This is a genomic window from Cobetia sp. 14N.309.X.WAT.E.A4, from assembly GCF_030397495.1.
Taxonomy (GTDB): domain Bacteria; phylum Pseudomonadota; class Gammaproteobacteria; order Pseudomonadales; family Halomonadaceae; genus Cobetia; species Cobetia marina.
This window is the reverse complement of sequence record NZ_JAPNXT010000002.1, coordinates 224,764-250,235: the sequence shown is the minus strand read 5'-3', so window position 1 is coordinate 250,235 and position 25,472 is coordinate 224,764. Positions and strand designations below refer to the sequence as shown.

The window sequence follows — 25,472 nt, the reverse complement described above, 5'->3', positions numbered from 1 at the left end:
CCGCCTCATGAGAGGCGGGGCCTTTGTGCATTCACACCTTGCGGTTCGCCGTGCTCGCGAGCGAGTCACGGCCAGCCATCAGCTGTCGGTAGCGTTCTCGACGCTGTCACCGGCGTCTTCCACGGCATTGTCCATCTTCTCGCCAGCCTTCTCCATCGGGCCCTCGTCCTCGCAACCGGCGAGTGACAGGCCACCGAGACCCAGCATGGCAATCATCAGCGAACTACCCAGAGTCTTGAGCTTCATGATGTCTCTCCTTGAATCATCGGTCGGGATAACGCCCCGGCCTGCACACCAGTACAGACAACAGCGCGGGGATACACAGGACATGGAGCGGGTGTCGCGCGGTTTCAAGGGTGGCGCAACGCCGAGTTGCAAGGGGATGACCGAGTGACGAGGCACACCACAGGGCAAGCCCCTTCGAGGAGCCCGGCTCAGAGCGCGAATCTGCGCTCGAGCCAGAGGCCCAGGTCAGAGGCCCAGGTCAGAGAAACCATGGTCGAACAGCACCTCACCTCCCAGCCCCGCCAGATAGTCCGGCACCAGCTCGATGGCCACGAAGGCGCCAGGCACATCCTCGTGATGGCAATAAAGGCCGTAATGGCGCGCCGGATGAAAGCCCAGATGGGCATAGAATTCGGCATGACCCGCCGCCACCACGGCGCCCGCTCCCAGCAGTCGACAACGCTTGACCGCCGAGATCACCAGCCGCTTGCCGATGCCATGACGCTGGTGCTGGGGCAACACCGCCAGAGGCGCCAATGCCATCAGCACGCGCCCCGGACAGCCGGAGAGTTCCACGCGCGAGGCCATCACATGCCCCAGCAGCCCTCCTTCGCCTTCACTGAGGTGACGCCCGCTTTCCGGGTCAGAGAAGCGCTCGGCCACCAGCGAGATCTGCGCCAGATCACTGCGACGCAGTCTGTCGCCCAGGCGAGCCTCCCGGTGGCCGGCAAACACGGATTCATGGATGCGGTAGATGCGCTCATGATCGATGAGACGTTCTTCACGGATGCGAAGATTATCGGCGGGATTGTCAGTCATCACGAGTTACCGGTTCAGCGCCCTGTCGATCAGGGCCGTCACCCCCAAGCTTAGCCACCGCCGTCATGGCCCGCGAGAGTCAATCTACTGCTCAAAAAGCACGATGCCCGCCGAAGTGGCGGGCATCGAATGACGTGATGACAAGGTCGTGATCCAGATGAGAGACGTGGGACCTGCCATGTCACTCCTCTGCTGATTTCCACGCCATCAGGCGTGCGCCCCTGTCAGCTCTTGAGGCGACGCGCGCGGAAGGAACGCCCCTTGAGCTTGCCGTTCATCAGCTGTGTCAGCGCGGCCTTGGCGACATCGCGCTCCACGGCCACGTAGGTGGTGCGGGCCAGTACCTTGATCTTGCCGATCTGGCTGCCCGGCAGCCCGCCATCGCCCGTCAGGGCACCGAGGATGTCGCCGGGACGCAGCTTGTCCTTCTTGCCGCCATCGATCTGCAGCGTCGCCATGCGCGCGCGGAAGGGTTCACGGGTCAGCATGCTCTTCGCCGGCAGCGGCTCGGCTTCCAGCGTCTGCTCGAGGAAATCTCCCAGCTTGGCCAGGCGATAGTCTTCCTTCTCGGTGTACAGCGTACAGGCGATACCGGAGCTGCCCGCGCGACCGGTACGCCCGACACGGTGGACGTGGGCATCGAGGTCCCGGGCGATCTGGTAATTGAAGACCGCATCCAGCGCGTCGATATCCAGCCCGCGTGCCGCGACGTCCGTGGCCACCAGAATCGAGGTGCTCTTGTTGGCGAACATCACCAGCGTCTGATCACGCTCGCGCTGCTCCAGATCACCGTGCAGGGCCATGGCACTGAAACCGTGCTCATTGAGGGCATCGCTGACCTCCTGTGCCTCGCGCTTGGTGTTGCAGAACACCACGCTGGTGTCAGGACGATACTTGAGCAGCAGAATACGCAGCGCCTCGAAACGCGCCTCTTCATCCGCTACCCGGTGAAACAGCTGACGGATACTGCTGTCATCGTGGGTGGAGGCGACCTCGATGCTGACCGGCTCCCGCAGGATGCGCTCGGCGATCGGGCGCACGCCATCGGCGAAGGTCGCGCTGAACAGCAGCGTCTGACGCGCTTCCGGGGTCTCGGCGATGATGGCATCCAACACCTCGGCGAAGCCCATGTCGAGCATGCGGTCGGCCTCGTCCAGCACCAGGGTATTGAGCTCGGCAAGGCTCAGGCTGCCCTTGCGCAGGTGCTCGTCCACACGGCCCGGCGTGCCGACGATGATATGCGCGCCGTGTTCCAGCGAGCCCAGCTGCGGGCCGAAGGGCGCACCGCCACACAGCGTCAGCACCTTGACGTTGTGCAGACCGCGCGCCAGACGGCGAATCTCGCCGGCGACCTGATCGGCCAGCTCACGCGTGGGGCACAGCACCAGCGACTGGACACGAAAGCGCGAGACCTTGAGGCGCGACAACAGGCCGAGGCCGAAGGCGGCGGTCTTGCCGGAGCCCGTCTGGCCCTGGGCGATGACATCGCGCCCTTCCAGCATCGGCGGCAGGCTCTGCGCCTGAATCGGCGTCATGGTGTGATAGTCGAGCGTCTCCAGGTTGGTGAGCAGCTCGGGCGCCAGCGCCAGAGAGGCAAAGGCAGGGGTGGCGGTGGCGTCAGTCACGAGGACATTCCTTCAGTCGATGAACAGGCACGAGCCGAACAGGCATGCGTGCGGGCGCAGAGCATAGCAGAGCCAGCGCTCGCTCGCCTGCACGCCTCCACCTGCGAGTTCACATGTCTGCGGGTTCCTGCCAGCGCGCCGGCCGCGTTCACGTTTGCCATCCTTTCCAACGACACGACAGCTGATCGACTGCTGGTTGTCAGTCCCTTCCTCGCACCAGTCGATAATCCCCTCGCATGAGGCAAACGATATCGCATTAATGGCAATGAATGATTTTCGTCATCAGCCGTTTTCAATCCTGATTCAGGTCATTTATTAATCCTGCCCGATTCACCAGAATACCTGTTGACGTTCCTGTCATTTCCCACGTCTTGCGCCACGCCACGAGTGATCGTGCGCGTGTGAGAATTGATTGTCATCGATACCTATCGCCATGCCTCAAGCGTTGCATCACGGTTGCGGACCTCAACGAAAAAGGCACGCACCGGTATCGAGTCTCGTCACTGATCATCGTCTGCATCATCTGTGCAACATCCATGTCCCGTCATGAGAGCATCACCGCATCATCACGCCAATTACTCCGCTATCTTGTTGATTAAATTGATATCAATGAGAAATATCAATGCCTTTTCATGAAGGCATGACAGCCCGAACACGCTCATACCCTCCGCGTGGGCCAGGGCCGACGACGCCAATGACGCCTTCACCAGCCAGCACAGACTGGCGCTGAATGGCCACGATCTTCTTGAGGAACAGGGGCTCCACTGGTCAGGAGAAGCACCCCGTCATCAAGACAGTTTCAGGACGCAGCGAACCACAAAGGGAGCAGAACCTGATGAAGGATATTTCACGAATCACCGCTTACGGATGTGTCGTGGCCGGTGTTGGCCCAGCGGGCATGGGGTTTCTATTCAATGCCTTGAAAACCGGGAAACTGGCGCAACTCGCACACCATGGGCTGCTGATACTGGATGCCGGAGGCATTCATCGGGATGCGCCTCTGGGGGCCGGACGGCTGGGCGAATATCGCATCACGGCCAACTCGGTGGGGGACGTCTTTCTCGATTGCCTGAGAGACCCGGCCCTCGCGGAGGTCTTCGCTCCGCTGGAAGGCGATCCGTGCCTGGAGAACATCCGCGCCCAGGCCTTCACCGCCCCGGCGCTCAGCGAAGTGGGCGCCCTGCTGGAAGCGGCGTCCCGGCTGGTGCTGGAACACGCCACCCGCCTTGCCGGCGTGGAGCTGTGGTGCGGCACGAGTCTCGATGAGGTTGAGCGTATCGAGGATGACAATCTGCTGACGCTGACTCACACACCGGAACACGCGTCTCGTCCGACACGGATCCGCACCTCCAATCTGGTGCTCAATCTCGGCGGCTATCAATGCCCGGAACACCTGACCCAGGACCTCTCGCGCCAGGGACTGTCCCTGTCACCGCGTGCGCGCATCTACAGCGGTGATGAACTGCTGCGCATGCCGGAAGGTCAGCTGCGCAGCCTCTTGCTGCCGCGCCTGCGGCGTGGTGGGCGTGTCTGCGTGGTGGGTGGCTCCCACAGCGCCTTCTCGATGCTGGATCTGCTCGCCAGCGCATTCCACAAGACGCGCATCGACGAGATCACCCTGCTCCACCGCTCGCCTGTCCGGCTGTTCTTCGAGAACGCCGAAGAGGCCAAGGCCGCGGGCTATTCCTATGATGCCGAGCGCGATGTCTGCCCCATCAGCGGACGCATCAATCGCTCCGGCGGGCTGCGCTACCGTGCCCTGAGCATCGGCCAGCAAGTGCTTTCCAGCGGTCGGATAGCAGACTGCGGCATGCAGGTCAGGCTCATCCAGACCGGTCCCGGCCCTCAGCAACGCCTGCTCGCGGCCAGCGAAGCTCTGGCCGACGCGCCGGTAGTGGTGCAGTGCAACGGCTATCAGCCGATTCTGCCGCGCCTGCTGGATGCGACGCGTCAGCCGCTGCCGCTCAGCCAGGTGAAGGGCGGACTGGATTCCGATGCCACCGGCAATCCCCGAGACCTCTCAGGCAACCTCCTTGAGGGCCTCTACCTGTTCGGACTCGGCGCCGGACTGGCGGCAGACCCCACCCTGGGCAGTGAAGCCGCCTTCGATGGCCGCATCTACGGCGTCTGGCAATTCCACAACAACGCAAGCCTGCCAGCGCTGGAGACCATCCTCGCACGCCTGGAAACGCAGCATGTGGCAGCACCGGTGACGGACCCGCTGTCCGCCGCCACCCAGATGGCCAAGCAGGCAGCGCCATCCTCTGGCGCACAACGCGTGAAGGAGGCCGAACGCGAGCTGACCACGGCGCTGAACACGCTGAGCGAGACTCTGTCCTCGCCACTGCGCTCCAGCATCGCCTGACCTGCATCGCCTGACATGCATCGCCTGACATGCATCGACAAGGCATGCACCGACAAGGCATGAGGGCCCATGCCACGCCTTGCATCAGATCTTACGTAATGATCTGGCGTCGTTATGAATACGCCAACAAGGCGCTGACAACCTCAACAACGTCATCATGATTATCACAAAGATAACAATAACGAGAAATGGCACTCTGACACACTAGGCTAAAGACACACACGACACCCTGCAGCAAGCACATGAAAGGCCCGGCCATGCATCGCATGACCGGGCCTTTTGGCTACTGGCGCTTGCTGTCAGCGCACGGGCAACGAGTGACTCACGAATCGCCTGAGCGCAACTGCCCTCAGGCGAGCGCATTCACGAACCCGCGATTCAGCCGGCCTGGGTCTGTGCTTGCGCGAGACGTGCCTGCTTGCCGCCGAGGGTGAAGCAGGTATCGATTTCCCGCAGCAGGAACAGCGCCACACAGGCGGCCAGCATCGGCCAGGCGGCGAAGAACAGCAGGTGCTCCCACGGCGCGAGATACTGATTGAAGGCAGACAGCGTGGAGCCGGCATGCAGCACCAGCACCAGCCCATAGGTGAGGGTCTTCTTCACGCCTGCCAGGAACATCAGCAACAGCACCATCTCGATGGCGGCGATCACGATGACGATGCCTTCGCCGACACCCCCGATGGAATAGAACTTCTCGAAGATGGCCGCGGCGTGACCGGGATTGAAGAACTTGTCCAACGTCCACATTGTCATCACGAGGAAGACCCCGAGGCGCAGCAGCAGCAGGGAAATGCGGATTCGATCGGCGTACTTCGTCATGTCAATTCTCTCCAGAGGAAATGGGCCTGTCAGGCAGTCAGCGCCGCCTCGTGCCGGGCACGTCTTCCTGTGTACGCACACCATTGAGGTCTGGTTGCATCCAGATCGACTTTTTTCTCGCGAAATGAACCACTTGGCAGTCCATCACGCGATTGCGCTCTTCGGCGCAAGTCACTGCTGCGTCAGCGGTGATGCCGCCTCATCTCTGCCCTCCTGCCGCGACTGACAACGCTTGAATGCCTGTCCATCCTCAAGACACCTGTAGCACTGGCGCTTGCACACTGGAGTTATCCACATGGCCTCTCAACCAGACACGCCGACATCCGGCGCACCGCTGCGCCGCTGGCAGGCACCCCGCGACGCTTCTGCCCACCCGCCGTGCACATCTCCCTCCCACCTGCCGCCTGCGATTGCCCAGGCACGCTTTCCCGCCCTGAGCGCAAGGCTGCTGGAGCATGCCGCGCGTATACAGGCCGAGCGTGAACGCGGCGAGATACTGGACGCCGCCTGCGCCATGAGTGCCGTGCCGACCGTGATGCAGGAGATCTGGTCTACCAGTGGGGAGCTTGAGACATTCGCATTACATCACGCCATGCAGATCGAGACGCTTACGGAGCTGCTGGGCGAGCACACCAGAGCCCTCAGCCCTGATGATTCGCCAGCGGTAGCCCCGCGTGACACCTTTGACTGGCTGCATCTGGCACTGGAATGCCTGCTGAGAACACATGAGGATAACCAACGTTTACACTCGAACTGATGTAACCCGGGCCCAAAACTCGTATGGTGAAGTGACGGGCCCGGTTGACGACAGTCCATGTCTCGCCGCCGCCCTCGTGGCAGATGCACGCGCACGACGACCAGGAGCACGTCTGGAACGGACTTCCGGTACGAGAAACAACGCAAGACATCAAGCACAGCAAGCGGAGCAGAACATCACGATCGATCATTGAAACGACCAGCCGAGGAGGTTCACATGAAGGTCTACAAACCTGAATGGCGCTGCACGCTCGACGTGACGGAAGGCCCCGACCCCACCGCCCGCTGGAAAACACGGCTTGCCTGGCGCCTGCGCGCCCTCGCCGACCGCTTTGATGGCGGTAGTCGTACGATGAAGATTGACTGCAATGTCACCCCGGCGCTCAGTCGCGAAGAGGTCGACACCTGTCTGGGCAAGGGCTTCGCCCTCAGCCAGAATCTGATGCTGCAACTGGCCAACCACAGCGCCTGCGAAGATGTCCTACGCGACGCCAAGGCCGAGCTCTACGAAGAAGAGCAACACCCGATGTAAGACGATGATCTCAGTAGAAACCCGCAGATCATCCATCGGTGAACGTAGTCCGCAAGACGCATGAAAAAGCCCTCCCGGCGATGCCGGGAGGGCTTTTTATTACAATCCAATAAATATTCAGAATATTTAAACCACCAAAGACTATAGACTCAATCAAGCTAAATCAAAGCACAGAACCAGGACAATCAAAAATCACATCAACATGCCTGCTAATTGCTTATAGAATGTGGCAGCATTTTTTATTGAACCGATTTGGAGCCTTATTTGCTTCCCAACGGTTATCTTAAACAATTTATTTATTTGATTGGCATCATTTTCCAATATACTCGAAGCCCCAATACCATGTACGAAAGCATTTCTTCTTGAATAAAGCCAGTCAGCGTAACCACATATTGAGTGCGGGATTTTCTTATTTTGAATTTTAAAGCTGTCAACAATTCTGCCTGTGGATGTATTTACTCTTGGATGAGTCCATACCTTATTATCGTGAGATAGAGCTTCAAGTAAAAAAGATAGCTTTTTAGAATGCCTTTCTCTCAGAACACCCATGGATAGAGAACTTCGCAAACGCCCTTCTATAACATCCTGAATTGTATCAGCCTTTAACAGGAGCTTGAGTAAATCTCCTTCAGTAATCTCACCTGACATTGATTTTATTGCTTTTTCAAACAATACTTCTTCTTTACAATTATCTAAAATAGCATTATCAATCATCGCATCAAAACGATTCACTAAGTTAGTATACACCAACTTCTGTAAATGCTTCCTATGTTGATCCTGAAGGCTCTCTAGCTCTAATGTGGCCGGCAATATTTCCTTGTCAACATATTTAACAAATTCAGATATAGTAGTTGTTTTCAATTTAACTCTCCTAAAATGTAAGTTAACAACACCTATAATCAATCATAATAAGTGCCGCCAAAAAACCTTACAAATTTATCTTTTCTGTAGGATTTCACCAATCCCTTTCTCTCTCCATGGTTGAACTTAATTAAATGCCAAACATATTCTCCGCCAAAATCAAAATACACGTGTTTGGTCGAACCTATCCACTTATGGAAAAGTTTTCCCCTGCCAAACCAAGTAATCTCATGTAAACATGGGTCATCAGAGTTGGACGCGCTCAAACCTTGATTAAAAATGAAGAGATCAGATTGTCTTTTGGCACCATTTACTACCCATATCATTTTTTTATAGAAGCTCTCACGAGCATTCATTTCTTGAGGTGATATTGCATAACTTTGAAACTCAATGACAACTCCCTTGCTAGAAAACACATCTGCAACATGCCTTTCTCCTGTTTCCGTATCAGTAAAAATATACTCTTGATTAGATACTGGGAAATAAGATTTCCAATGTCTATGCCATTCTGACTCATTATCCCACCAAGGATCACAGTGTACTTTCGACTTATGTGCCCAATGATGAACTTTAAAGTTTCCACATTTAGCAATAACATCACTATTACAACACAAGCATGATCCGTGAAGGCCCTTTTCAGGCTCGCACTTTTTCCCATTTATAAGCGCATATCTCACTGGAAAACCTCTTATCAAATAACCTGTCTATATAAAAGCAAACTCTACCACTACTAAATGGTAAGCTACACGATACTTAACAACTACTATACTTAAGAGATACTAGCTTTTCTGTAAAAAAGATATAAATTTAACACAAACAATATAACACTAAATAACCTAACGAATTAAGTCGGTAGGTTGTTCACAACACATAGCTCTAAAAAGGCTAGTCTCGACATAACCCTCAGTTATAAACAATAGAAATATTAGCTCTTCATCAACAGCATAGTTTATTGTAAAAAATTTCGTTGTGCATAGCCCCAAGCCTAGCCTTATCATCACAATATAACCATTTTCTTCTACAGATAAATTTTATCCATGTTGGGGCCCGCCTTCCTCCGATCCGACATTCGCTCTTCTCACAACTACGATGCTGCAGCGTGGGTGAGACTTTATTTATCCGCTATCGTCCCCCCTCACCCTGTACAATGGCTCCCTCAAGCCGCCTCTCCCAACCTCAGGCCTTCCATGTCCATTTCCGCGCGTCCTTCCAAGCTGAGCCTGCCGCAGGTCAATCCCGGTGTGACGACGGTGCTGGAGTATCTGCTGCTCAAGTTTCCGGCGATTGCCGAGTCACGCTGGCGTGAGCGCATGGCCGAGGGCAAGGTGCATCGCGATGAGGACATGCAGGTCATCGCGATGGGGCAAGTAGTTATCTAGCCAAAGCGCAGCAGAACTATAGATATGACAGCTTTTCAAAAGCCGTGGCTACTCTGCCACGGCTTGTTTTGTTGTCAGCCTTTACCCACAGCTTGGCTCACACTGGCGTGATGCCTGATTGGCAGTGCTGCTGATGGCGCCACACACCGGGGCGGGGGTGACGGCGTCGGGGTCCAGCAGTGCGGCGACGACGGATTTCACCTGGCGGTAGCCGGTGCGCATCAGGAAGGTGGGTGCGCGACCGTAGCTCTTGATGCCGAGGATATAGAGGCCGGGTTCCGCGTGGGTCAGTTCGGCGGCGCCGTGTTCCGGCACGGAGCCACAGCTGTGCTGGTTGGGGTCGATCAGCGGTGCGAGGCGCGCCGGGCTCTGGGTGGCGGGGTCGAGCGAGACACGCAGCTCCGAGAGCAGCGCGAGATCCGGGCGGAAGCCGGTGGCGGAGATGATGCGGTCCACCGCCGGCAGGCGCTGGCCACCGCTTTCCACCACGAGGCGAGCACCCTGCTCTTCCTGTGGATGAATCGCCTCGATGGCGAGATTGGTCACCACCTCGAATCTGCCGTCTTCCAGCCATTGCTGGATACGCACTTCCAGTGCCCGGCGCTCCTGCAGCTCATCGTCCTTCGGTGAGCGGATGACGTTGTCCAGCGTGGCGGAGCGCACGCCCCACAGGATGCGCGTGTCCGGATTCTGCTCGGCCAGGCTGACCAGATCCTGCAGCGCGTTGAAGGCCGAATGCCCGCCCCCGACCACCAGCACCGTCTTGCCGGCATAGTCTTCCCGCGCCTTGCCGGTGATATCCGGCACGCCGTAGGCGATCCGCTCTGCCGCCGCGAGTTCCCCCAGTGCAGGAATGCCATGCGCCCCGATGCCATTGGGGCACTGGAAGGTACCGGAGGCATCGATCACCGACCGTGCCAGCACGTCGCGCTCGCCATCCGGCCCCGAGACACGCAGCACGAAGGGTGCCTCCTCTCGCCCTTGCGAGCGCAGCACATCATGCTGCAGGCGACTGACATGCGTGACCCGTGTCGCGGTATACAGGCGGGAGGCAATCTCCGGCAGCGCGGCCAGCGGCTGGAGGTAGTCGGCGAGCAGCTCCGCGCCGGTGGGGAAGGCATCCGCTCGTGGCGCCTGCCAGCCGGTGGGCGTGAGCCATTCGGCTGCCACGGGGTCCACGTTGTAGGACCACGGCGAGAACATGCGCACATGCCCCCAGCGAGCCAGATGCTCCCCGACCTGCTCGCCTGATTCGAAGATGATGGGCTCTAGGCCCGCTGCCAGCAGATTGACCGCAGCGCTCAGCCCTATCGGGCCTGCCCCGATGATGGCAATCGGCAGGTGGCTGTTGGCATCTTGCATCGCGTCTTCGCTCCAGTCGTGGGGGGTGGGGATGAAAGCCTCGTCATGCGTGGCTTTCAGCGTAAGACGACAAGGCTTATTTGGCTATTTTCTTCTAAAGACAACCCGCATATCCCCAGCCACAGGCCGCGCTGGTCGCCTCGGCAAGCCTCTCGCACGCATCGCTCCACTCCCGCGCCAACCTCTCGCAAGGCCATCTGCCCCGACAGCCATGCGTCGCTCGGTTACACTGGGCCATCGCCATGAGGGTGAGGCTTGCTCGCCCCACGCTCGCCCTTTCTTCTCGCCACCGTGATGCCTTCCATGTCCATTTCCGCCCGCCCCTCCAAGCTGAGCCTGCCGCAGATCAACCCCGGCGTGGCAACGGTACTGGAATATCTGCTGCAGAAGTTTCCGGCCATCGATGAGGCCACCTGGCGCGAGCGCATGGCCACCGGCAAGGTGCATCGCGAGGATGGCGCATTGATCACCCCGCAGACGCCCTACCAGCCACATCTGCGCGTCTTCTATTACCGTGAGGTGGCGCGCGAGCCGAGCATCCCCTTCGCGGAGCGGATTCTCCATCAGGATGAGCACATTCTGGTGGCCTACAAACCACATTTTCTGCCGGTGACGCCCGGTGGCCTGTACGTGAACGAGTGCCTGCAGCAGCGCCTGCGCGACAGTACCGGAATAGAGGCGCTGCAGGCGGTGCATCGCCTGGACAGGGCCACCGCCGGGCTGGTGCTTTGCTCACTGAATCCCGAATCGCGCCACCGCTATCATGAGCTGTTCAAGTCGCGGAATATCCACAAGACCTATCAGGCCATTGCCGAAACCCACAGCGATGAGTCTCTGGTGGGCCAGCAGTGGGAGGTGAAGAACCGCCTTGAACAGGCCGAGCAACGCTTTCGCTTTCAGGTCTCCGAAGGCGAGCCCAACAGCCACTCGTTCATCCGCTGTGTTGCGCAACGCGGTAGCCGGGCGCTGTTCGAGCTGCACCCCATCACCGGGCGTCGCCATCAACTGCGGGCGCACATGCAGTCGCTGGGCTGGCCGATCCTGAATGACCGCTACTACCCCGAGCTGCAACCGCTCTCGCCGGATGACTACGCGCGCCCCCTGCAGCTTCTCTCCAAGGGATTCGAGTTCATTGATCCCGTCAGCGGCGAGGAAAGGTGCTTCGAATACGACGGTAATCTGACGCTGGCGTGAGGCGCGAGATAGCCAGTGGTTGTCGTCGCCAGCCGACGCGCAGCCCACGGCATGTGCACAAAGAATTCATCTGGCGAAGGCTTCCTGCTCGACGTCAGGCGGGCTAAGGTTTTCTTCCTGTCCCCGGAAAATAGGCCCATCGATGTCCCGACGTCTCGCAGTGACCGGAGGAGCCGCGCTGGCCGCGCTCCTGTCCTTCCCCGTCCTTGCACAACAAGGGCACGACGGGCCGCCGCCCGATCACGATGGCCCGCCGCCGATGTCAGCGGAAGACCAGGCCCTGAGCGAGGCGCTGCGCGCGCGCATGGGCGATACCAGCACCCTGATGCAGAGCGTGCCGATCCCCGAGAGCGCCGCCGAATGTGGTGATACGCCCGGCTACGAGCGCATGCTGTGCCTGATTGATCTGCTCAAGGCCGATATCTCCGACGATGACATCCTCAAGAACCTGCAGCATGACTACTCCCTCGCAGAGGCCGAGAACTGGAGCAACCTGCCCGCTGGCGCCTTCCCGAAACGTCCCGGCGTGCTGTTGGGCGAGTTGAACATCAAGCAGCGCGGCCTCGTCAAGGCCATCATGCTGGAAGCCACCGGCCACGCGCCGGATGAAGGCTTCGACGAGATGATTCAGACGCTCAATGCCGACGACTACATCAACACCGTCAGCACCGACTACAAGGCCGGTTACTCCTCCTACAACACCAAGTTTGCCTTCCTCGGCACACCGGGTGAGAGCGGCACCTGGGAGCTGTACTACGGCGGCCATCACATGGCCTTCGCCAACACCTACACCGACGGCAAGCTGGCCGGGGCCACGCCCTCCTTCCGTGGTGTGGAACCCTTCCCGTATTTCGAGATGAACGGGCGCGTGAACGAGCCGCTGACCCAGGAACGCGATGCCTTCGCCACCCTGCTCAGCTCGCTCTCCGAGGATCAACAGGCCGAAGCGACACTGGAAGGCACCTACCGTGACATCCTCGCTGGCCCCCAGGCCGACGATGCCATCCCCGAATGCTATGAAGGCATTCCCGTCTCCGAGCTGGATGACGACCAGCAAGCGCTGCTGCTGACGGCCATCGAGACCTACGTGGACGACATCTCCGCGCCGGAGGCCAAGGCCTACATGGCGAAGTACACCGCAGAGCTTCCGGATACCTACCTCGGCTTCTCCGGCACGCCGCAGGTCAGCGCCGAGAACGATTACGTGCGTATCCACGGCCCCTCGCTGTGGATCGAATTCTCGTTGCAGTCGAACAAGTCCACCGACAAGGTCGGCAACCATCCCCACTCGGTATGGCGGGATCGCACCGACGACTACGGCGGCCAGACCGAATGAGCCGGCGCGCTTCCTGGCGCACCGCCCTGCTCGCCCTTGCCGTGATCTCCCTCGGCAATGGGGCCAGCGGGGCGGGAGGCGGCCTCATCGAGACGGCTCACGCCCACGCCCTGCCCGGCAGCGTGCTGACATTCGAGCAGCAACCGCAGCACACGCTGCACCTCACGCTCCAGTTCCCGCGTGAAGACCTGCTGATCGCCGCGCCGGAACTGGCAGCCCTTGGTGACGCCAAGCCCGGCGCTCCATTGGCGCAGGCGCTGACAGATCAACTCGGCGACTATCTCAATCAGCATCTGGCGCTCTCCAAGGACGGCGACGCACTGCCGCTGACGCTCACCGAGGCGCATCTCGCATCCACCTATCAACCACAACTCGGCGACTACGTGCTGGTCATCACCGAATGGAACGTGACGACCGAAAAAGCCGAACCGGACTCCCTGCTGCTGAAATACGACGCGGTAATGCACGAAGTCCGCAATCACCGCGCCGATGTCTATTGGCAGACGTTTGACGGCGAGACCCGCCCGCTGGCCGGCTTCGGCTTCTTCCACTCCGCCCACGGCGTCCGGCTGAACCTGCAGAAAGCCAGGCAGGAGCCAGCCGAACAGGAGTGATCCGGACTGCAGCAAGCAAGGCGGTCAGCGTTCCCTGAATCGTGCCCACAAAAAAAGCCCTTCCGGCCAATGGCCAGAAGGGCTTTTTACTTGCTGCGTTCTTGTCTTGATCAGCTCAAGAGGTCGTCAAGACACAACGCTACCTCAGCTCAGCGAGGGGGGATCGTCAGGCGATCATTCCCACTCGATGGTGGCCGGCGGCTTGCTGCTGACGTCATAGGTGACGCGCGAGACGTGCTCCAGCTCGTTGATGATGCGGTTGGAGACCTTCTCCAGCAGCTCATACGGCAGGTGCGCCCAGCGGGCCGTCATGAAGTCGACGGTCTCGACGGCACGGATACCGATGACCCACTCGTAACGACGGCCATCGCCGACGACACCGACGGACTTGACCGGCAGGAAGACGGCGAACGCCTGGCTGGTCTTGTGGTACCAGTCGAAGTTGTGCAGTTCTTCGATGAAGATGGCGTCGGCTTCACGCAGGATATCCGCGTATTCCTTCTTCACTTCACCGAGGATACGCACGCCCAGACCCGGCCCCGGGAAGGGGTGACGGTAGACCATGTCGTACGGCAGGCCGAGTTCGAGGCCGACCTTGCGGACTTCGTCCTTGAACAGTTCGCGCAGCGGCTCGACCAGTTCCATCTTCATGTCGTCCGGCAGGCCGCCGACATTGTGGTGGGACTTGATGACGTGGGACTTGCCGGTCTTGCTGGCAGCGGATTCGATCACGTCCGGGTAGATGGTGCCCTGGGCGAGGAAGTCGACGTCCTTGAGCTTGGCGGCTTCGGCATCGAACACTTCGATGAAGGTGTTGCCGATGGCCTTGCGCTTGGCTTCCGGGTCACTGACACCCTTGAGCTTGCCGAGGAAGAGGTCTTCGGCGTCCACACGGATGACCTTGACGCCCATGTGGCGAGAGAAGGTTTCCATGACCTGGTCGCCTTCGTTCTTGCGTAGCAGGCCGTTGTCGACGAAGACGCAGGTCAGCTGGTCACCGATGGCCTTGTGCAGCAGCGCCGCGACCACGGAGGAGTCGACGCCACCGGAGAGGCCGAGCAGCACCTTGCGGTCACCGACCTGGGCGCGAACGCGATCGGTCAGGTCTTCGATGATCTTGGCCGGGGTCCACAGGCGCTCGGACTGGCAGATCTCGATCACGAAGTGCTCGAGGATGCGCTGGCCCTGCAGGGTGTGGGTGACTTCCGGGTGGAACTGCACGCCGTAGAACTGCTTCTCTTCCCACGCCATGGCGGCGATCGGGCAGCTCGGGGTGGAGGCGGTGACGGTGAAGGTCTCCGGCACCTTCGCGACCTTGTCACCGTGGCTCATCCAGACGTCGAGCAGCGGGCGGCCTTCGTCGTCCAGGTGGTCCTTGATGTCCTTGAACAGCGCGGACTCACCATCGACACGAATCTGGGCATAGCCGAATTCGCGCACGTTGGAGCCTTCGACCTTGCCGCCGAGCTGCTCGGCCATGGTCTGCATGCCGTAGCAGATGCCGAACACCGGCAGACCCATCTCGAACACGCACTGCGGCGCACGCGGCGAGTCCAGCTCGGTCACGGATTCCGGGCCACCGGCCAGGATGATGCCGTTGGGGTTGTACTCGCGGATCTCTTCCTCGGTGATGTCAAAGGCACGCACCTCGGAGAACACGCCCAGCTCACGCACGCGACGTGCGATCAGCTGAGTGTACTGGGAGCCGAAATCGAGGATCAGGATCTTGTGGGAATGGATGTCTTGCATCTTCAGTCTCTCATTGGGGAGTCATGTGACCCGCTTCGGAGCTGCGAGGGAGCGCGGGGTCGACACAATCTGGCGCCGAGAATAGCCGAGACCAGAAGTTTCTTCGACCTAAGCAAAGCGGGAACCCGTGTAGGGCTCCCGCTTTGCATCGCGCTTCGCTATGTCTCAGTCGCGCCGATAGTTGGGCGCTTCCTTGGTGATCTGCACGTCGTGGACGTGGGATTCGGCGAAGCCGGCACCGGTGATCTGCACGAATTGCGGCTTGGTGCGCATCTCTTCGATGGTCTGGCTGCCGGTGTAGCCCATGGAGGCACGCAGGCCGCCCATCAGCTGGTGCACGATGGCGCTCATCATGCCCTTGTAGGGCACGCGGCCTTCGATGCCTTCCGGTACCAGCTTCTCGACGCCGGCGTTCTTGTCCTGGAAGTAACGATCGCTGGAACCCTGGGTCTGGGACATGGCGCCCATGGAACCCATGCCGCGATACGCCTTGTAGGTACGGCCCTGGAACAGCTCGACTTCACCCGGCGCTTCCTCGGTACCGGCGAGCAGGCCGCCGATCATGACGATGCTGGCGCCTGCGGCGATGGCCTTGGCGATGTCACCGGAGAAGCGGATACCGCCATCGGCGATGACCGGCACGTCGTACTTGGCCATGGCGGCCGCGACGTTGGCGACGGCGCTCATCTGCGGCACGCCGACACCGGCGACGATGCGCGTGGTGCAGATGGAACCCGGGCCGATGCCGACCTTGACGCCGTCCGCGCCGGCTTCTGCCAGGGCGATGGCGGCTTCGGCGGTCGCGATGTTGCCACCGATGACCTGAATCTTCGGATGATGCTCCTTCACCCAGGCGACGCGGTCGATCACGCCCTTGGAGTGACCGTGAGCGGTGTCGACGACGATGACGTCAACGCCGGCTTCGGCGAGAGCCGCGACGCGGTCCGGGGTTTCCGGGCCGGTGCCGACGGCGGCGCCGACCAGCAGGCTGCCGTTGCTGTCCTTCGCCGCGTTCGGGTAGGTCTTGACCTTCTCGATGTCGCGAACGGTGACGAGACCGCGCAGGCGGAATTCGTCATCGACGATCGGCATCTTCTCGATGCGGCTTTCCTGCAGCTTGGCCTTGATCTGTTCCAGCGGCGTGCCTTCCAGCACGGTGACCAGCTTGTCGCGGCCGGTCATGATGCCGGCGACGGTATCGCTGAAGTCAGGCTGGAAGCGCATGTCGCGACCGGTCACGATGCCGACCAGGTATTCACCCTCGACCACCGGGAAGCCGGAGTAGCCATGCTCCTCGGACATCGCCAGCAGATCCTGGATCTTGGCCTTCGGGCTGACAGTGACCGGGTCACGCACGATGACGCTCTCGTGCTTCTTGACCTTGCGGACTTCCGCGGCCTGCTGGGCAATGCTCATGCTCTTGTGGATGATGCCGACACCACCTTCCTGCGCCATGGCGATGGCCAGGCGAGCTTCGGTGACGGTATCCATCGCAGAGGAGATGAGCGGGATATTGACGCTGATGTCGCGTGTGAGACGTGATCTCAGGCTGACGTCCTTGGGGAGGACCTCGGAGTAGCCGGGGACGAGAAGAACGTCATCAAACGTCAGAGCTTCTTGCGCTATACGTAGCATGTCGAACGCCCAGTAGCAGTTTATGAGGGATGCGCGAAAGCCGCAGTGCAGGGCCCGATGGACGGGCGCCATGACTACGGTTCTAGCGGTTGCTGCGAGGTAATCACCCATGATAACCCATTCGCCCCACTCGAGACAAACGTCGCAGGCTATCAATCTCGCGATTTCGCCCCCCCTGATATTAACCATCTGGTCAACTAGAGCCCCGTACGACGTGGCCTGCGGCGGGATACGCCGGCGGATGCGCTGGCGTAAGGGGGTCGGCGTACCGCCGGAGTAGGCATCGAACCAGCGGTCGAGAAAATCATGACGACGCGCCGTGTCCAGCATGCTCAGAATCGAGGCGTCCAGAGGCTGCGGGTAGAGCCGCTGGCCGACCTGATCCCGCAGCGACTGGGCGGTGTAGGGGCCGGTGATATCCGTGCGGATGCTGTAGAGCGGTGTCTCGCCCGCCAGCACATGCTGCCCTTGCCGTCCGATGAGGAAATCCATGAAGGTTCGCGCAGCCTCCGGATGCGGAGCATCGCGGTGGATGAAGGCGGTGCGCATGGAGATCAACGCATAGTCAGTGGGCATCTGCACGATGACCTCAGGGTGGGACTGTGCCCAGCGGATGGCGTAGGACCCCAGCAGGTTGTACCCCAGCCAGTAGCGGCCATCGCTCAGGCCTTCCAGCATGCGCTGCGTGCTGGTCTCGAGAGTGGTGTCAACCTGTCCGAGCGCCGCGACCAGTTTCCAGAAGCGTCCTGAATAGTAGGAATCCTGAAGATGGAGCGCGTATCCCAGTGCGCTCTTCGAGGGCGAATAGGCCACGACTCGCCCCGTCAGTGTCTCGGCATGCTCCGTCAGCAGGTTCAGTACGTCGGCATGCGAGGATGGCGGCATCATTCTGGTCGCGAGATCCAGCCGGTAGGCCATCACGATGGGCTCGAAGGTGAAGGCGAAGATTTCATCGCGCCACTTGGCCCACTCGGGCCATTGCCTTGCAGCCTCGCTGTCCAGTCGCTGGGCCAGTCCTTGATTGACCAGCGCCACCTGCCAGGGCATCGCCGAGCTGATGATGATATCGGCCCCCGCGTCGTCCTGAACGGCCAGTGCATTGAGCGTCATCGTCGTGCGATCGTGATAGACGATCTCGATGGCGGGATACTGGCGCGCGAAGGCTGCCAGCAAGGGCGCCGCGACCTGGCGATCCATTGCCGCTTCAATGACCAGGCGGTCCTGTGCCGCCATGACTGGCCTGGCAGCCAGGAGGATGGCGAGACCTGCCCACAGGGCCAGCACCAGGCAACTCGTGACTCGGCGGGCCCCTGGGGTGGCGCGCAGCCTGTCAGACATGAGGTTCATGACGGCCACCTCGGAAAGCGGATGCGAATGCACAGCCCTCCCACATCGCGATTGGTGACCTGCAAGTCAGCCTGATGGCGCAGGGCAATCGTCTCGACGATCGCCAACCCAAGTCCCGAACCGTCGGTGTCCTGACGCCCTGCGCGCTCGAAGGGCTGACAGAGTCGGTCCAGCATCTCCTTCGGCACACCGGGGCCGTTGTCCTCGATGCTGAGCAGCACGCTATCGTCATGGGCGGCAAGGCGCAGGGTGATCTCGCTGCCGGGTGGGGTATAGCGCAACGCATTCTCGATCAGATTGCCGATCAGTTCGCGCAGCGCCCACGACTCGCCAATCACGCAGAGCGGCTGTGCAGGCAGTTCGGCCAGCCCCAGGTCATGCAGGCGCGCGAGATCGTGATCAACCCATTCCAGCACCACGCCGCGAAGCAGTTCACCGAGATCCAGCGCATCCTGCTCGGTGGGCAATGCCAGGTGACGCAGCCGCGTCAGGTTCAACAACTGCCCCGCCAGGCGACTGGTGCGTGCAGCGCTGGCGTGGATATCCCCGAGCGCTGCGCGCCATTCGTCAGGTGATGAGCTCGTCAGCGCGAACTCCGCCAGGTTCTGCACTCCCGCCAGCGGCGTGCGCAGCTGGTGGCTGGCATCGGCGGTAAAACGCAGCAACGCATCGCGGGATTCTCCCTGGCGGTGGAAAAGCTGCTCCAGCGTCTCGACCAGCTCGCGCATCTCTTCCGGCATGGTGCCCTCCAGCGGCGTGGCATCCTGCGGCTGACGCCGACGCAACTGATGCCGCAGACGCTTGAGCGGTGTCAGCGCCAGCCTCAGCGTGATCAGGATCATCACCACCGCCAGCACCCCCATGATGAGCATGCGGCCCGTGGCCCGAATCATCAGCTCGCGCGCCAGCTGCCGGCGCCCTTCGGTGGTATGTCCGACCCAGAGCTGCACACGAAATTGCCGCTCCCAGCCTGCGGAACGCACGCTGCGCGCGTGCAGCCGCCACGTGACGCCCTGATAACGGATGTCCTGCCAGACATCCCTTTCTCCAGCCTCGCGCAGCATCTGCGGGGTTAGCGGGATCTCGAGGTTGCTGGCCAGTACTTGCCCCTGATCATCCAGCAGGCGGTAGAAGACACGTTCCTGATGTCGTGTGGAGAGAATCTTGAGGGCAGCCGGCGGCATCATGATGCGCGGCTTGTCATCCTGCCACTGGATGGCTTCTGACATGGCCAGCAGCGCATCCTCGAGCTGATTGTCGAAGGCGCGCTGGGCCGAGCGCTGACTGGTGACCCAGGCATCGATCAACACGAGCCCGCCGACGATGAGCATCATGCTCAGCATCCACCCCAGCAGGCGATTGCGCAGCTTACCGTGGATGATCATCCGGCGTCTGTCATCTCGAGACGATAGCCCAGCCCACGCAGGGTACGGATCTGTATCTCACTGCCTGCCAGGCGCTTGCGCAGCCGACTGATGTAGACCTCCAACGCATTCGAGCCCACCTCGCCATAGCCGAATACCTTGCCTTCGATCACCTCCCGCGACACCACCTTGCCGGCGTGCAGCATCAGGCTTTCCAGCAGCAGACGCTCCCGTGGTGGCAGATCCAGCGTCGCGCCCACCAGCGTGAAAGTGCCGCTGCGGGTCGACATGGCAAGCGGACCGAAGCGAAGCGTATTGTCACTGCGCCCCTGACTGCGCCGCAGCAAGGCCCGCACACGGGCTTCCATCTCCACCAGCGAGAACGGCTTGGCCAGGTAATCATCTGCACCAAGATCCAGTCCACGCACCCGGTCGTCCACCCCATCCCGCGCCGTGATGATCAGCACCGGCGTCAGGTCATTGCGCTGACGCAACTCCGACAGCAGGTCCATGCCCTGCCCATCCGGCAGGCCGAGATCAAGCAGGATCAGATCAAAGCCGCCCTGGCGCGCCGCGTCCCGTGCAGGTGCCAGAGTATCGAAGACATCGATGGCATAGCCCAGCGTCGACAGACTGCGCTGCAGGGTGCGGGAAATGAGGGGATCATCCTCGACGACGAGCAGGCGCATGCATCCAAAGTCTCAGTAAGGGGAAGGGAAAGTGACAGGTTGATGAAAGGTCGCGCTCCTACCATGCCGGTATCGCAACTACCGCTGCGATATACCGATCAGACAGCGCCACCCTGTCGCCATGAACATAAAGCAAAAGGCGCTGTGAAGACAAAAACAACAGCCATCAGGAGCACACCATGCGCCAGTCCAGACGCCTGCCCTCTTCCCTTCGCGACATCACGCCGTTGCGCCTCGCCGCCGCCATGGCAGCGCCGCTCGCGCTGGCCGCGGCAAGCCTGGTCGCCATGCCCGCCGCCGCGGCCGACAAGAGCGAATGCATCGCCCCGGCCAAGCCCGGCGGTGGCTACGACCTCACCTGCCGCCTGGCCGCCAATGGCCTGCTGGAAACCGGCATCATCGACTCGCCGATGATGGTCACCTACATGCCGGGCGGTATCGGCGCGGTCGCCTACAACCACGTCATCGGGGTACGCAGTGATGACCCCAATCTGGTCGTGGCCGCCAGCACCGGTGCCGCCGTCAATCTGGCGCTGGGCAAGTTCGGCAAGTTCAGCGCCGATGACGTCCGCTGGGTTGGCGCACTGGGGGTCGACTATGGCGCGGTGGTCGTCAATGCAGACGCCCCGTGGCAGACCCTCGATGAACTGATGCAGGACCTCAAGGCACACCCCAGCGAGATTCCCTTCGGCGCCGGCGGCACCATCGGCAGCCAGGACTGGATGAAGGCCGCGCTGATCGCCAAGTCCATCGATGTCTCGCCGCGCAAGCTGCGTTACGTGTCCTTCGAGGGCGGCGGTGAAGCGCTGGCGGCACTGCTGGGCAATCACATCAAGGTCTATACCGGTGATCTGTCCGAGCTCAAGTCCCAGCTTTCCAGCGGCAAGATTCGCGTACTGGCCGCGCTGTCCGAAGAACGCATGGACGGCGCCTTCGCCGAGATTCCCACTGCTGCCGAACAGGGCTATGACGTGACCTGGCCGATCTGGCGTGGTTACTACATGGGCAAGGACGTCAGCGATGCCGACTACGACGCCTGGGTCGAACGCCTCAAGCAGTTGAGCGAAAAACCGGAATTCGCCGAGATCCGTGAAGCGCGCGGTCTGTTCCCGATCCAGAAGTTCGGCGCGGATTTTGACGATTACGTGAAAGGCCAGGTCGCCGACTTCAAGACCCTCGCCAAGGAAGTGGGACTGACAAAATGAGACTCGCCGCCGATCGCATCCTGGGCTTCGCCCTGATGGGACTGGCGGCGTTCATCGTCGCCCAGTCCCTGAGTATCGAAGTGCCCTTCGCCTACGACCCGGTAGGCCCCAAGGCCTTTCCCATCGGCCTCTCGATCCTGATGGCCATCTTCTCGCTGGTGCTGATCCTGCGCCCCGGCCCGGAAGGTGACTGGCCATCCGCCAGCGTGATGCTGCAACTGGGGCTGGTGATGGTGATCCTGATCGCCTTCGCCTTCTTCTTCGTGCGCCTCGGCTACCCCATCACGGCCGTCGCCGCCATCACCGCCATCGCCCGCCTGTTCGGTGCCCGCTGGCGCGCTGCCTGCGTGACCGGGGTGCTGATGGCCGGCGCAAGCTACGTGCTGTTCACCGCCGTGCTGGAAATCTCGCTGCCGACCGGGCTGTGGTTTTCCTGATTCCGAGAGGGCTTTCTCATGTTTGATTTCATCGTCCAGGGCTTTGGCGTCGCACTGACGCCACTCAACCTTGGCCTGGCCTTCAGTGGCGCACTGCTGGGCACCTTGTTCGGTGCCTTGCCGGGCATCGGCCCCATCAACGGCATCGCCATTCTGATGCCGCTGGCCTATACCCTCGGCCTGCCGGCGGAATCGGCACTGATCCTGCTCGCAGGTATCTATACCGGTGCCGAATACGGCGGCCGGATGTCGAGCATTCTGCTCAACGTACCGGGGGATGCCGGCGCCGTGATGACCACCCTCGACGGCTATCCGCTGGCCAAGCAGGGCCTGGCGGGACCGGCACTGGGCATCTCGGCGATCAGCTCCTTCGTCGGTGCCAGCATCGCGATCCTGGGTCTGACCCTGTTCGCCCCGCTGCTGGCCAAGGTGGCCGTGCAGTTCGGTCCGGCGGAACTGTTCACCATGATGGTGTTCGCCTTCGCGTCCATGTCGGTGATGATGGGCAAGGACCCGGTCAAGACGGCGCTGGGCGCCATTCTCGGCGTGCTGATCGGCACCGTCGGCGTCGATTCCGGCACCGGTATCCAGCGCTTCACCTTCGATATCCCCGACCTCTACGACGGCATCGACTTCGTGGTGCTGATCATCGGCATGTTCGCGATCAGTGAAATCCTGCTGATGCTGGAAAGCCGCCTGCAGCATGGCAAGACCGGCGCTCTGCCTGTCATCGGCCGCGTCTTCGTGACGATGAAGGAAATCCTCTACTGCAAGGGCGCCATGCTGCGCTCCGGCCTGCTCGGCTTTTTGATCGGTGTGCTGCCGGGTACCGGCGCTTCGGTGGCGGGGGCCGTCTCCTACACCACCGAGAAACGTGTCAGCGACAAGAACAATACCTTCGGTACCGGCGACATGCGTGGCCTGGCCGCGCCGGAAGCCGCCAACAACGCGTCCGCAGCGGGCTCCTTCGTGCCGATGCTGACCCTGGGCATTCCGGGCTCCGGCACCACCGCCGTTCTGCTGGGCGCGCTGATGCTCTACAACATCACGCCCGGCCCAATGATGTTCAGCGAGCATCCCAAGGTCGCGGGCGGCCTGATCGCCTCGCTGTACATCGGCAACATCGTGCTGTTGCTGCTCAACCTGCCGCTGGCCGGCTTCTTCGCTCGCGTGCTGACCATCCCGCGCTGGGCGCTGGTGCCGGGCATCGTCATCCTGTCCTTCGTCGGGGTCTATCAGCTGCATTCCGACATGGGGGCCATCTATCTGATGCTGGGCATCGGCGTGCTGGGCTACCTGTTGCGCAAGCTGAACTTCTCGCTGGCCACCATCGTGCTGGGCTTCGTGCTCGGCGGACTGATGGAAGAGAATCTGCGTCGTGCCCTGGCCATCAGCGGTGGCGACAGCAGTATCCTGTGGCAATCGGGCATCTCGCAGGGCCTGTGGCTGGCCTCGCTGTTGCTGCTGCTCGGGCCTTTCCTGCTGTCACGACTCGGCAAGCGCAAGACGCGTACAGCCTGATCAAGGCACCCCGTGTGGCAAACCCCAAGCCCCCGTTCTCCCTCAGGAGTCCGGGGGCTTCTTGGTGGCAGGCTCCCCGCCTGTGGCATCATGGCCCTCTCCATCTACCAGACAAGCTCCGCCACGGATTCCCCCACAAGCCCTCACACAAGGATTGCCGCGTGTTCGAAACATCGCCTGCCGCCGATGCCATCAGCGTCACCCAGCTGAATCGTGAGTCCAAGCGCCTGCTGGAGCGAGGCTTGGGGGAGCTCTGGATCGAGGGGGAAATCTCGGGTTTCTCGCAGCCACGCTCTGGCCACTGCTACTTCACGCTCAAGGATGACAACGCCCAGGTGCGTTGTGCGCTGTTCAAGAGCCGTGCCCAGTTTCTGCGCGAGAAGCCCAAGGATGGCGACCGGGTGCGGGTGCGCGCCAAGGTGTCGCTGTTCGAGGCGCGTGGCGACTATCAGCTGATCATCGAGGCGCTGCAGCAGGCGGGGCTGGGGGAGTGGCTGGCGCGTCTGGCACGCCTCAAGGAGCAGCTGGCAGCCGAGGGCGTGTTCGCCAATCAGCGCGCCCTGCCCCACCCGCCGCGCCATCTGGGGGTGATCACCTCCGCGACCGGCGCGGCGCTGCAGGACGTGATCGCGGTGACCCGCAAGCGCTGGCCGCAGGCACACCTGAGCGTGCTGCCGGTGGCGGTGCAGGGGCCACAGGCGGTACCCCAGCTGATTCGTGCGGTGGCGATGGCCAATCGCGACAGCGATTGCGATGCGCTGCTGATCACGCGGGGAGGCGGCAGTCTCGAGGACCTGTGGGCCTTCAATGACCAGCATCTGGCGCGCGCGATCTTCCACTCGCGCCTGCCGGTGGTGGCGGCCATCGGCCACGAGACTGACACCACACTGGCGGAACTGGCCGCCGACCTGCGCGCGCCCACGCCATCCGCCGCCGCCGAGGCGCTGTATCCGGATCAACGTGCCCAGGTGCAGCAGCTGGCTACCCTCACGCAGCGACTGTGGCGCGCTCAGCGCGGACGGCTCGATCAGGCGGCACAGCGACTGGATCACGCCCGCTCGCGCCTGCGCCATCCGGCGCGCGAGCTGCAGGCCCAGCGCCAGCAAGCCCGTGAACTGGAGCGCCGCCTGCACGCCGCAGTGCGCATGCGCATGACCAGTGAGCAGCAGAAGGCCGACCAGCTGACCCGCCGCCTGCAGCAGGCCAGCCCCGCACGTGACATCCAGCGCCATCGCCAGCAGCTGGCGATGCTGACACCACGCCTCGACAATGCCCTGCCGCGCCGGCTGGCAGCGGATCGTGAGCGACTGGAAGGCGCGATGCGCGCACTGAACGCGGTCAGCCCGCTCAACGTGCTCAACCGCGGCTATGCCATCGTCGAGCGCGTCGGCGGCAGCCAGACGCCGGCAGCGGACGACAGCAAGGTGATCCGCGCCGCCCATCAGACCCAGCCCGGCGAGATGCTCTCGATCCGCCTCGGCGAGGGCCGTCTGGCCGTCGAGGTCAAGCGCCGCTACAAGCCCAGGCCCTGAGTACCTGATCGGCACTGATGCGCCGCCAGACCGAAAAAAGCCCCGCTACCGAAACCGGTAACGGGGCTTTTTCATGGGCGGTTCACGTCAGATACACCGAACCGCT

At 61.4% G+C, this 25,472-nt stretch carries 22 protein-coding genes and 1 pseudogene; 11 read left to right on the top strand and 12 right to left on the bottom strand.

Annotated elements, in window-relative coordinates; all coding sequences use genetic code 11:
* Nucleotides 1-78: 78 nt before the first annotated feature.
* From OW493_RS04465 to dbpA, 3 genes are all read right to left on the bottom strand, one after another.
* Nucleotides 79-246: a hypothetical protein gene (locus OW493_RS04465; protein ID WP_164850377.1), complete on the bottom strand. Its 168-nt coding sequence runs from the start codon at nucleotides 244-246 to the stop codon at nucleotides 79-81.
* A 225-nt stretch (nucleotides 247-471) separates the two neighbouring features.
* A complete protein-coding gene (locus OW493_RS04460; protein ID WP_077379022.1) occupies nucleotides 472-1,044 on the bottom strand; it encodes an N-acetyltransferase in 573 nt (190 codons plus the stop codon).
* Between the two features lie 224 nt (nucleotides 1,045-1,268).
* On the bottom strand, nucleotides 1,269-2,669 hold the full coding sequence (dbpA, locus tag OW493_RS04455; protein ID WP_077379020.1) for an ATP-dependent RNA helicase DbpA: 1,401 nt from the start codon (nucleotides 2,667-2,669) through the stop codon (nucleotides 1,269-1,271).
* Nucleotides 2,670-3,504: 835 nt separating this feature from the next.
* On the opposite strand from dbpA, the gene OW493_RS04450 reads away from it, so the two are divergent.
* Nucleotides 3,505-5,034, top strand: coding sequence for a hypothetical protein (locus OW493_RS04450; protein ID WP_289863372.1), 1,530 nt, complete (start codon nucleotides 3,505-3,507; stop codon nucleotides 5,032-5,034).
* Between the two features lie 378 nt (nucleotides 5,035-5,412).
* Here the strand turns inward: OW493_RS04450 and OW493_RS04445 are convergent, their stop codons facing one another.
* Nucleotides 5,413-5,853: a hypothetical protein gene (locus OW493_RS04445; RefSeq protein ID WP_077379019.1), complete on the bottom strand. Its 441-nt coding sequence runs from the start codon at nucleotides 5,851-5,853 to the stop codon at nucleotides 5,413-5,415.
* Nucleotides 5,854-6,148: 295 nt separating this feature from the next.
* On the opposite strand from OW493_RS04445, the gene OW493_RS04440 reads away from it, so the two are divergent.
* Both OW493_RS04440 and OW493_RS04435 read left to right on the top strand, forming a co-directional pair.
* On the top strand, nucleotides 6,149-6,610 hold the full coding sequence (locus OW493_RS04440) for a hypothetical protein (RefSeq protein WP_176502997.1): 462 nt from the start codon (nucleotides 6,149-6,151) through the stop codon (nucleotides 6,608-6,610).
* A 216-nt stretch (nucleotides 6,611-6,826) separates the two neighbouring features.
* Nucleotides 6,827-7,141 carry a hypothetical protein gene (locus OW493_RS04435; protein WP_077379015.1) on the top strand — a complete coding sequence of 105 codons (315 nt, stop codon included), beginning with the start codon at nucleotides 6,827-6,829 and terminating at the stop codon, nucleotides 7,139-7,141.
* A 192-nt stretch (nucleotides 7,142-7,333) separates the two neighbouring features.
* Here OW493_RS04435 and OW493_RS04430 read toward each other — a convergent pair whose 3' ends face one another.
* Nucleotides 7,334-8,002 carry a hypothetical protein gene (locus tag OW493_RS04430; protein WP_279855909.1) on the bottom strand — a complete coding sequence of 223 codons (669 nt, stop codon included), beginning with the start codon at nucleotides 8,000-8,002 and terminating at the stop codon, nucleotides 7,334-7,336.
* 38 nt (nucleotides 8,003-8,040) lie between these two features.
* Nucleotides 8,041-8,616, bottom strand: coding sequence for a competence protein CoiA family protein (locus tag OW493_RS04425; RefSeq protein WP_279855908.1), 576 nt, complete (start codon nucleotides 8,614-8,616; stop codon nucleotides 8,041-8,043).
* 573 nt (nucleotides 8,617-9,189) lie between these two features.
* On the opposite strand from OW493_RS04425, the gene OW493_RS04420 reads away from it, so the two are divergent.
* Nucleotides 9,190-9,381 (top strand): hypothetical protein, encoded by a 192-nt coding sequence (locus OW493_RS04420; protein ID WP_279855907.1) that lies wholly within the window; start codon nucleotides 9,190-9,192, stop codon nucleotides 9,379-9,381.
* An 81-nt stretch (nucleotides 9,382-9,462) separates the two neighbouring features.
* On the opposite strand, the gene OW493_RS04415 is transcribed toward OW493_RS04420, so the two are convergent.
* Nucleotides 9,463-10,743: an NAD(P)-binding domain-containing protein gene (locus tag OW493_RS04415; protein ID WP_289863371.1), complete on the bottom strand. Its 1,281-nt coding sequence runs from the start codon at nucleotides 10,741-10,743 to the stop codon at nucleotides 9,463-9,465.
* Nucleotides 10,744-11,046: 303 nt separating this feature from the next.
* On the opposite strand from OW493_RS04415, the gene OW493_RS04410 reads away from it, so the two are divergent.
* The 3 genes from OW493_RS04410 to OW493_RS04400 all read left to right on the top strand — a co-directional run bounded on the left by OW493_RS04410 (nucleotide 11,047) and on the right by OW493_RS04400 (nucleotide 13,887).
* Nucleotides 11,047-11,937, top strand: coding sequence for a pseudouridine synthase (locus OW493_RS04410; protein ID WP_289863370.1), 891 nt, complete (start codon nucleotides 11,047-11,049; stop codon nucleotides 11,935-11,937).
* A 142-nt stretch (nucleotides 11,938-12,079) separates the two neighbouring features.
* On the top strand, nucleotides 12,080-13,273 hold the full coding sequence (locus OW493_RS04405; RefSeq protein ID WP_289863369.1) for a DUF3500 domain-containing protein: 1,194 nt from the start codon (nucleotides 12,080-12,082) through the stop codon (nucleotides 13,271-13,273).
* A complete protein-coding gene (locus tag OW493_RS04400; protein ID WP_289863368.1) occupies nucleotides 13,270-13,887 on the top strand; it encodes a hypothetical protein in 618 nt (205 codons plus the stop codon). Before OW493_RS04405 ends, OW493_RS04400 begins: the two co-directional genes overlap by 4 nt.
* A gap of 174 nt (nucleotides 13,888-14,061) precedes the next feature.
* On the opposite strand, the gene guaA is transcribed toward OW493_RS04400, so the two are convergent.
* The 5 genes and pseudogenes from guaA to OW493_RS04375 form a co-directional block, all read right to left on the bottom strand.
* Nucleotides 14,062-15,636 (bottom strand): glutamine-hydrolyzing GMP synthase, encoded by a 1,575-nt coding sequence (gene guaA, locus OW493_RS04395; RefSeq protein WP_077379004.1) that lies wholly within the window; start codon nucleotides 15,634-15,636, stop codon nucleotides 14,062-14,064.
* Between the two features lie 165 nt (nucleotides 15,637-15,801).
* Nucleotides 15,802-17,271 carry an IMP dehydrogenase gene (guaB, locus tag OW493_RS04390; protein ID WP_077379374.1) on the bottom strand — a complete coding sequence of 490 codons (1,470 nt, stop codon included), beginning with the start codon at nucleotides 17,269-17,271 and terminating at the stop codon, nucleotides 15,802-15,804.
* A 471-nt stretch (nucleotides 17,272-17,742) separates the two neighbouring features.
* Nucleotides 17,743-18,468: pseudogene (locus tag OW493_RS04385) on the bottom strand (ABC transporter substrate-binding protein); the annotation flags it as partial.
* Between the two features lie 146 nt (nucleotides 18,469-18,614).
* Nucleotides 18,615-20,003, bottom strand: a complete 1,389-nt coding sequence (locus tag OW493_RS04380) for a sensor histidine kinase (RefSeq protein WP_289863367.1) — start codon at nucleotides 20,001-20,003, stop codon at nucleotides 18,615-18,617.
* Nucleotides 20,000-20,671, bottom strand: coding sequence for a response regulator (locus OW493_RS04375; protein ID WP_077378999.1), 672 nt, complete (start codon nucleotides 20,669-20,671; stop codon nucleotides 20,000-20,002). Before OW493_RS04375 ends, OW493_RS04380 begins: the two co-directional genes overlap by 4 nt.
* 179 nt (nucleotides 20,672-20,850) lie before the next feature.
* On the opposite strand from OW493_RS04375, the gene OW493_RS04370 reads away from it, so the two are divergent.
* The 4 genes from OW493_RS04370 to xseA all read left to right on the top strand — a co-directional run bounded on the left by OW493_RS04370 (nucleotide 20,851) and on the right by xseA (nucleotide 25,366).
* A complete protein-coding gene (locus OW493_RS04370) occupies nucleotides 20,851-21,876 on the top strand; it encodes a tripartite tricarboxylate transporter substrate binding protein (protein ID WP_255304463.1) in 1,026 nt (341 codons plus the stop codon).
* Nucleotides 21,873-22,313, top strand: coding sequence for a tripartite tricarboxylate transporter TctB family protein (locus tag OW493_RS04365; protein WP_077378995.1), 441 nt, complete (start codon nucleotides 21,873-21,875; stop codon nucleotides 22,311-22,313). Before OW493_RS04370 ends, OW493_RS04365 begins: the two co-directional genes overlap by 4 nt.
* Nucleotides 22,314-22,331: 18 nt before the next feature.
* Nucleotides 22,332-23,834, top strand: a complete 1,503-nt coding sequence (locus tag OW493_RS04360) for a tripartite tricarboxylate transporter permease (RefSeq protein WP_289863366.1) — start codon at nucleotides 22,332-22,334, stop codon at nucleotides 23,832-23,834.
* Nucleotides 23,835-23,995: 161 nt separating this feature from the next.
* Entirely contained in the window at nucleotides 23,996-25,366 is a 1,371-nt protein-coding gene (xseA, locus tag OW493_RS04355) for an exodeoxyribonuclease VII large subunit (protein WP_289863365.1), read from the top strand.
* Nucleotides 25,367-25,472: the final 106 nt, after the last annotated feature.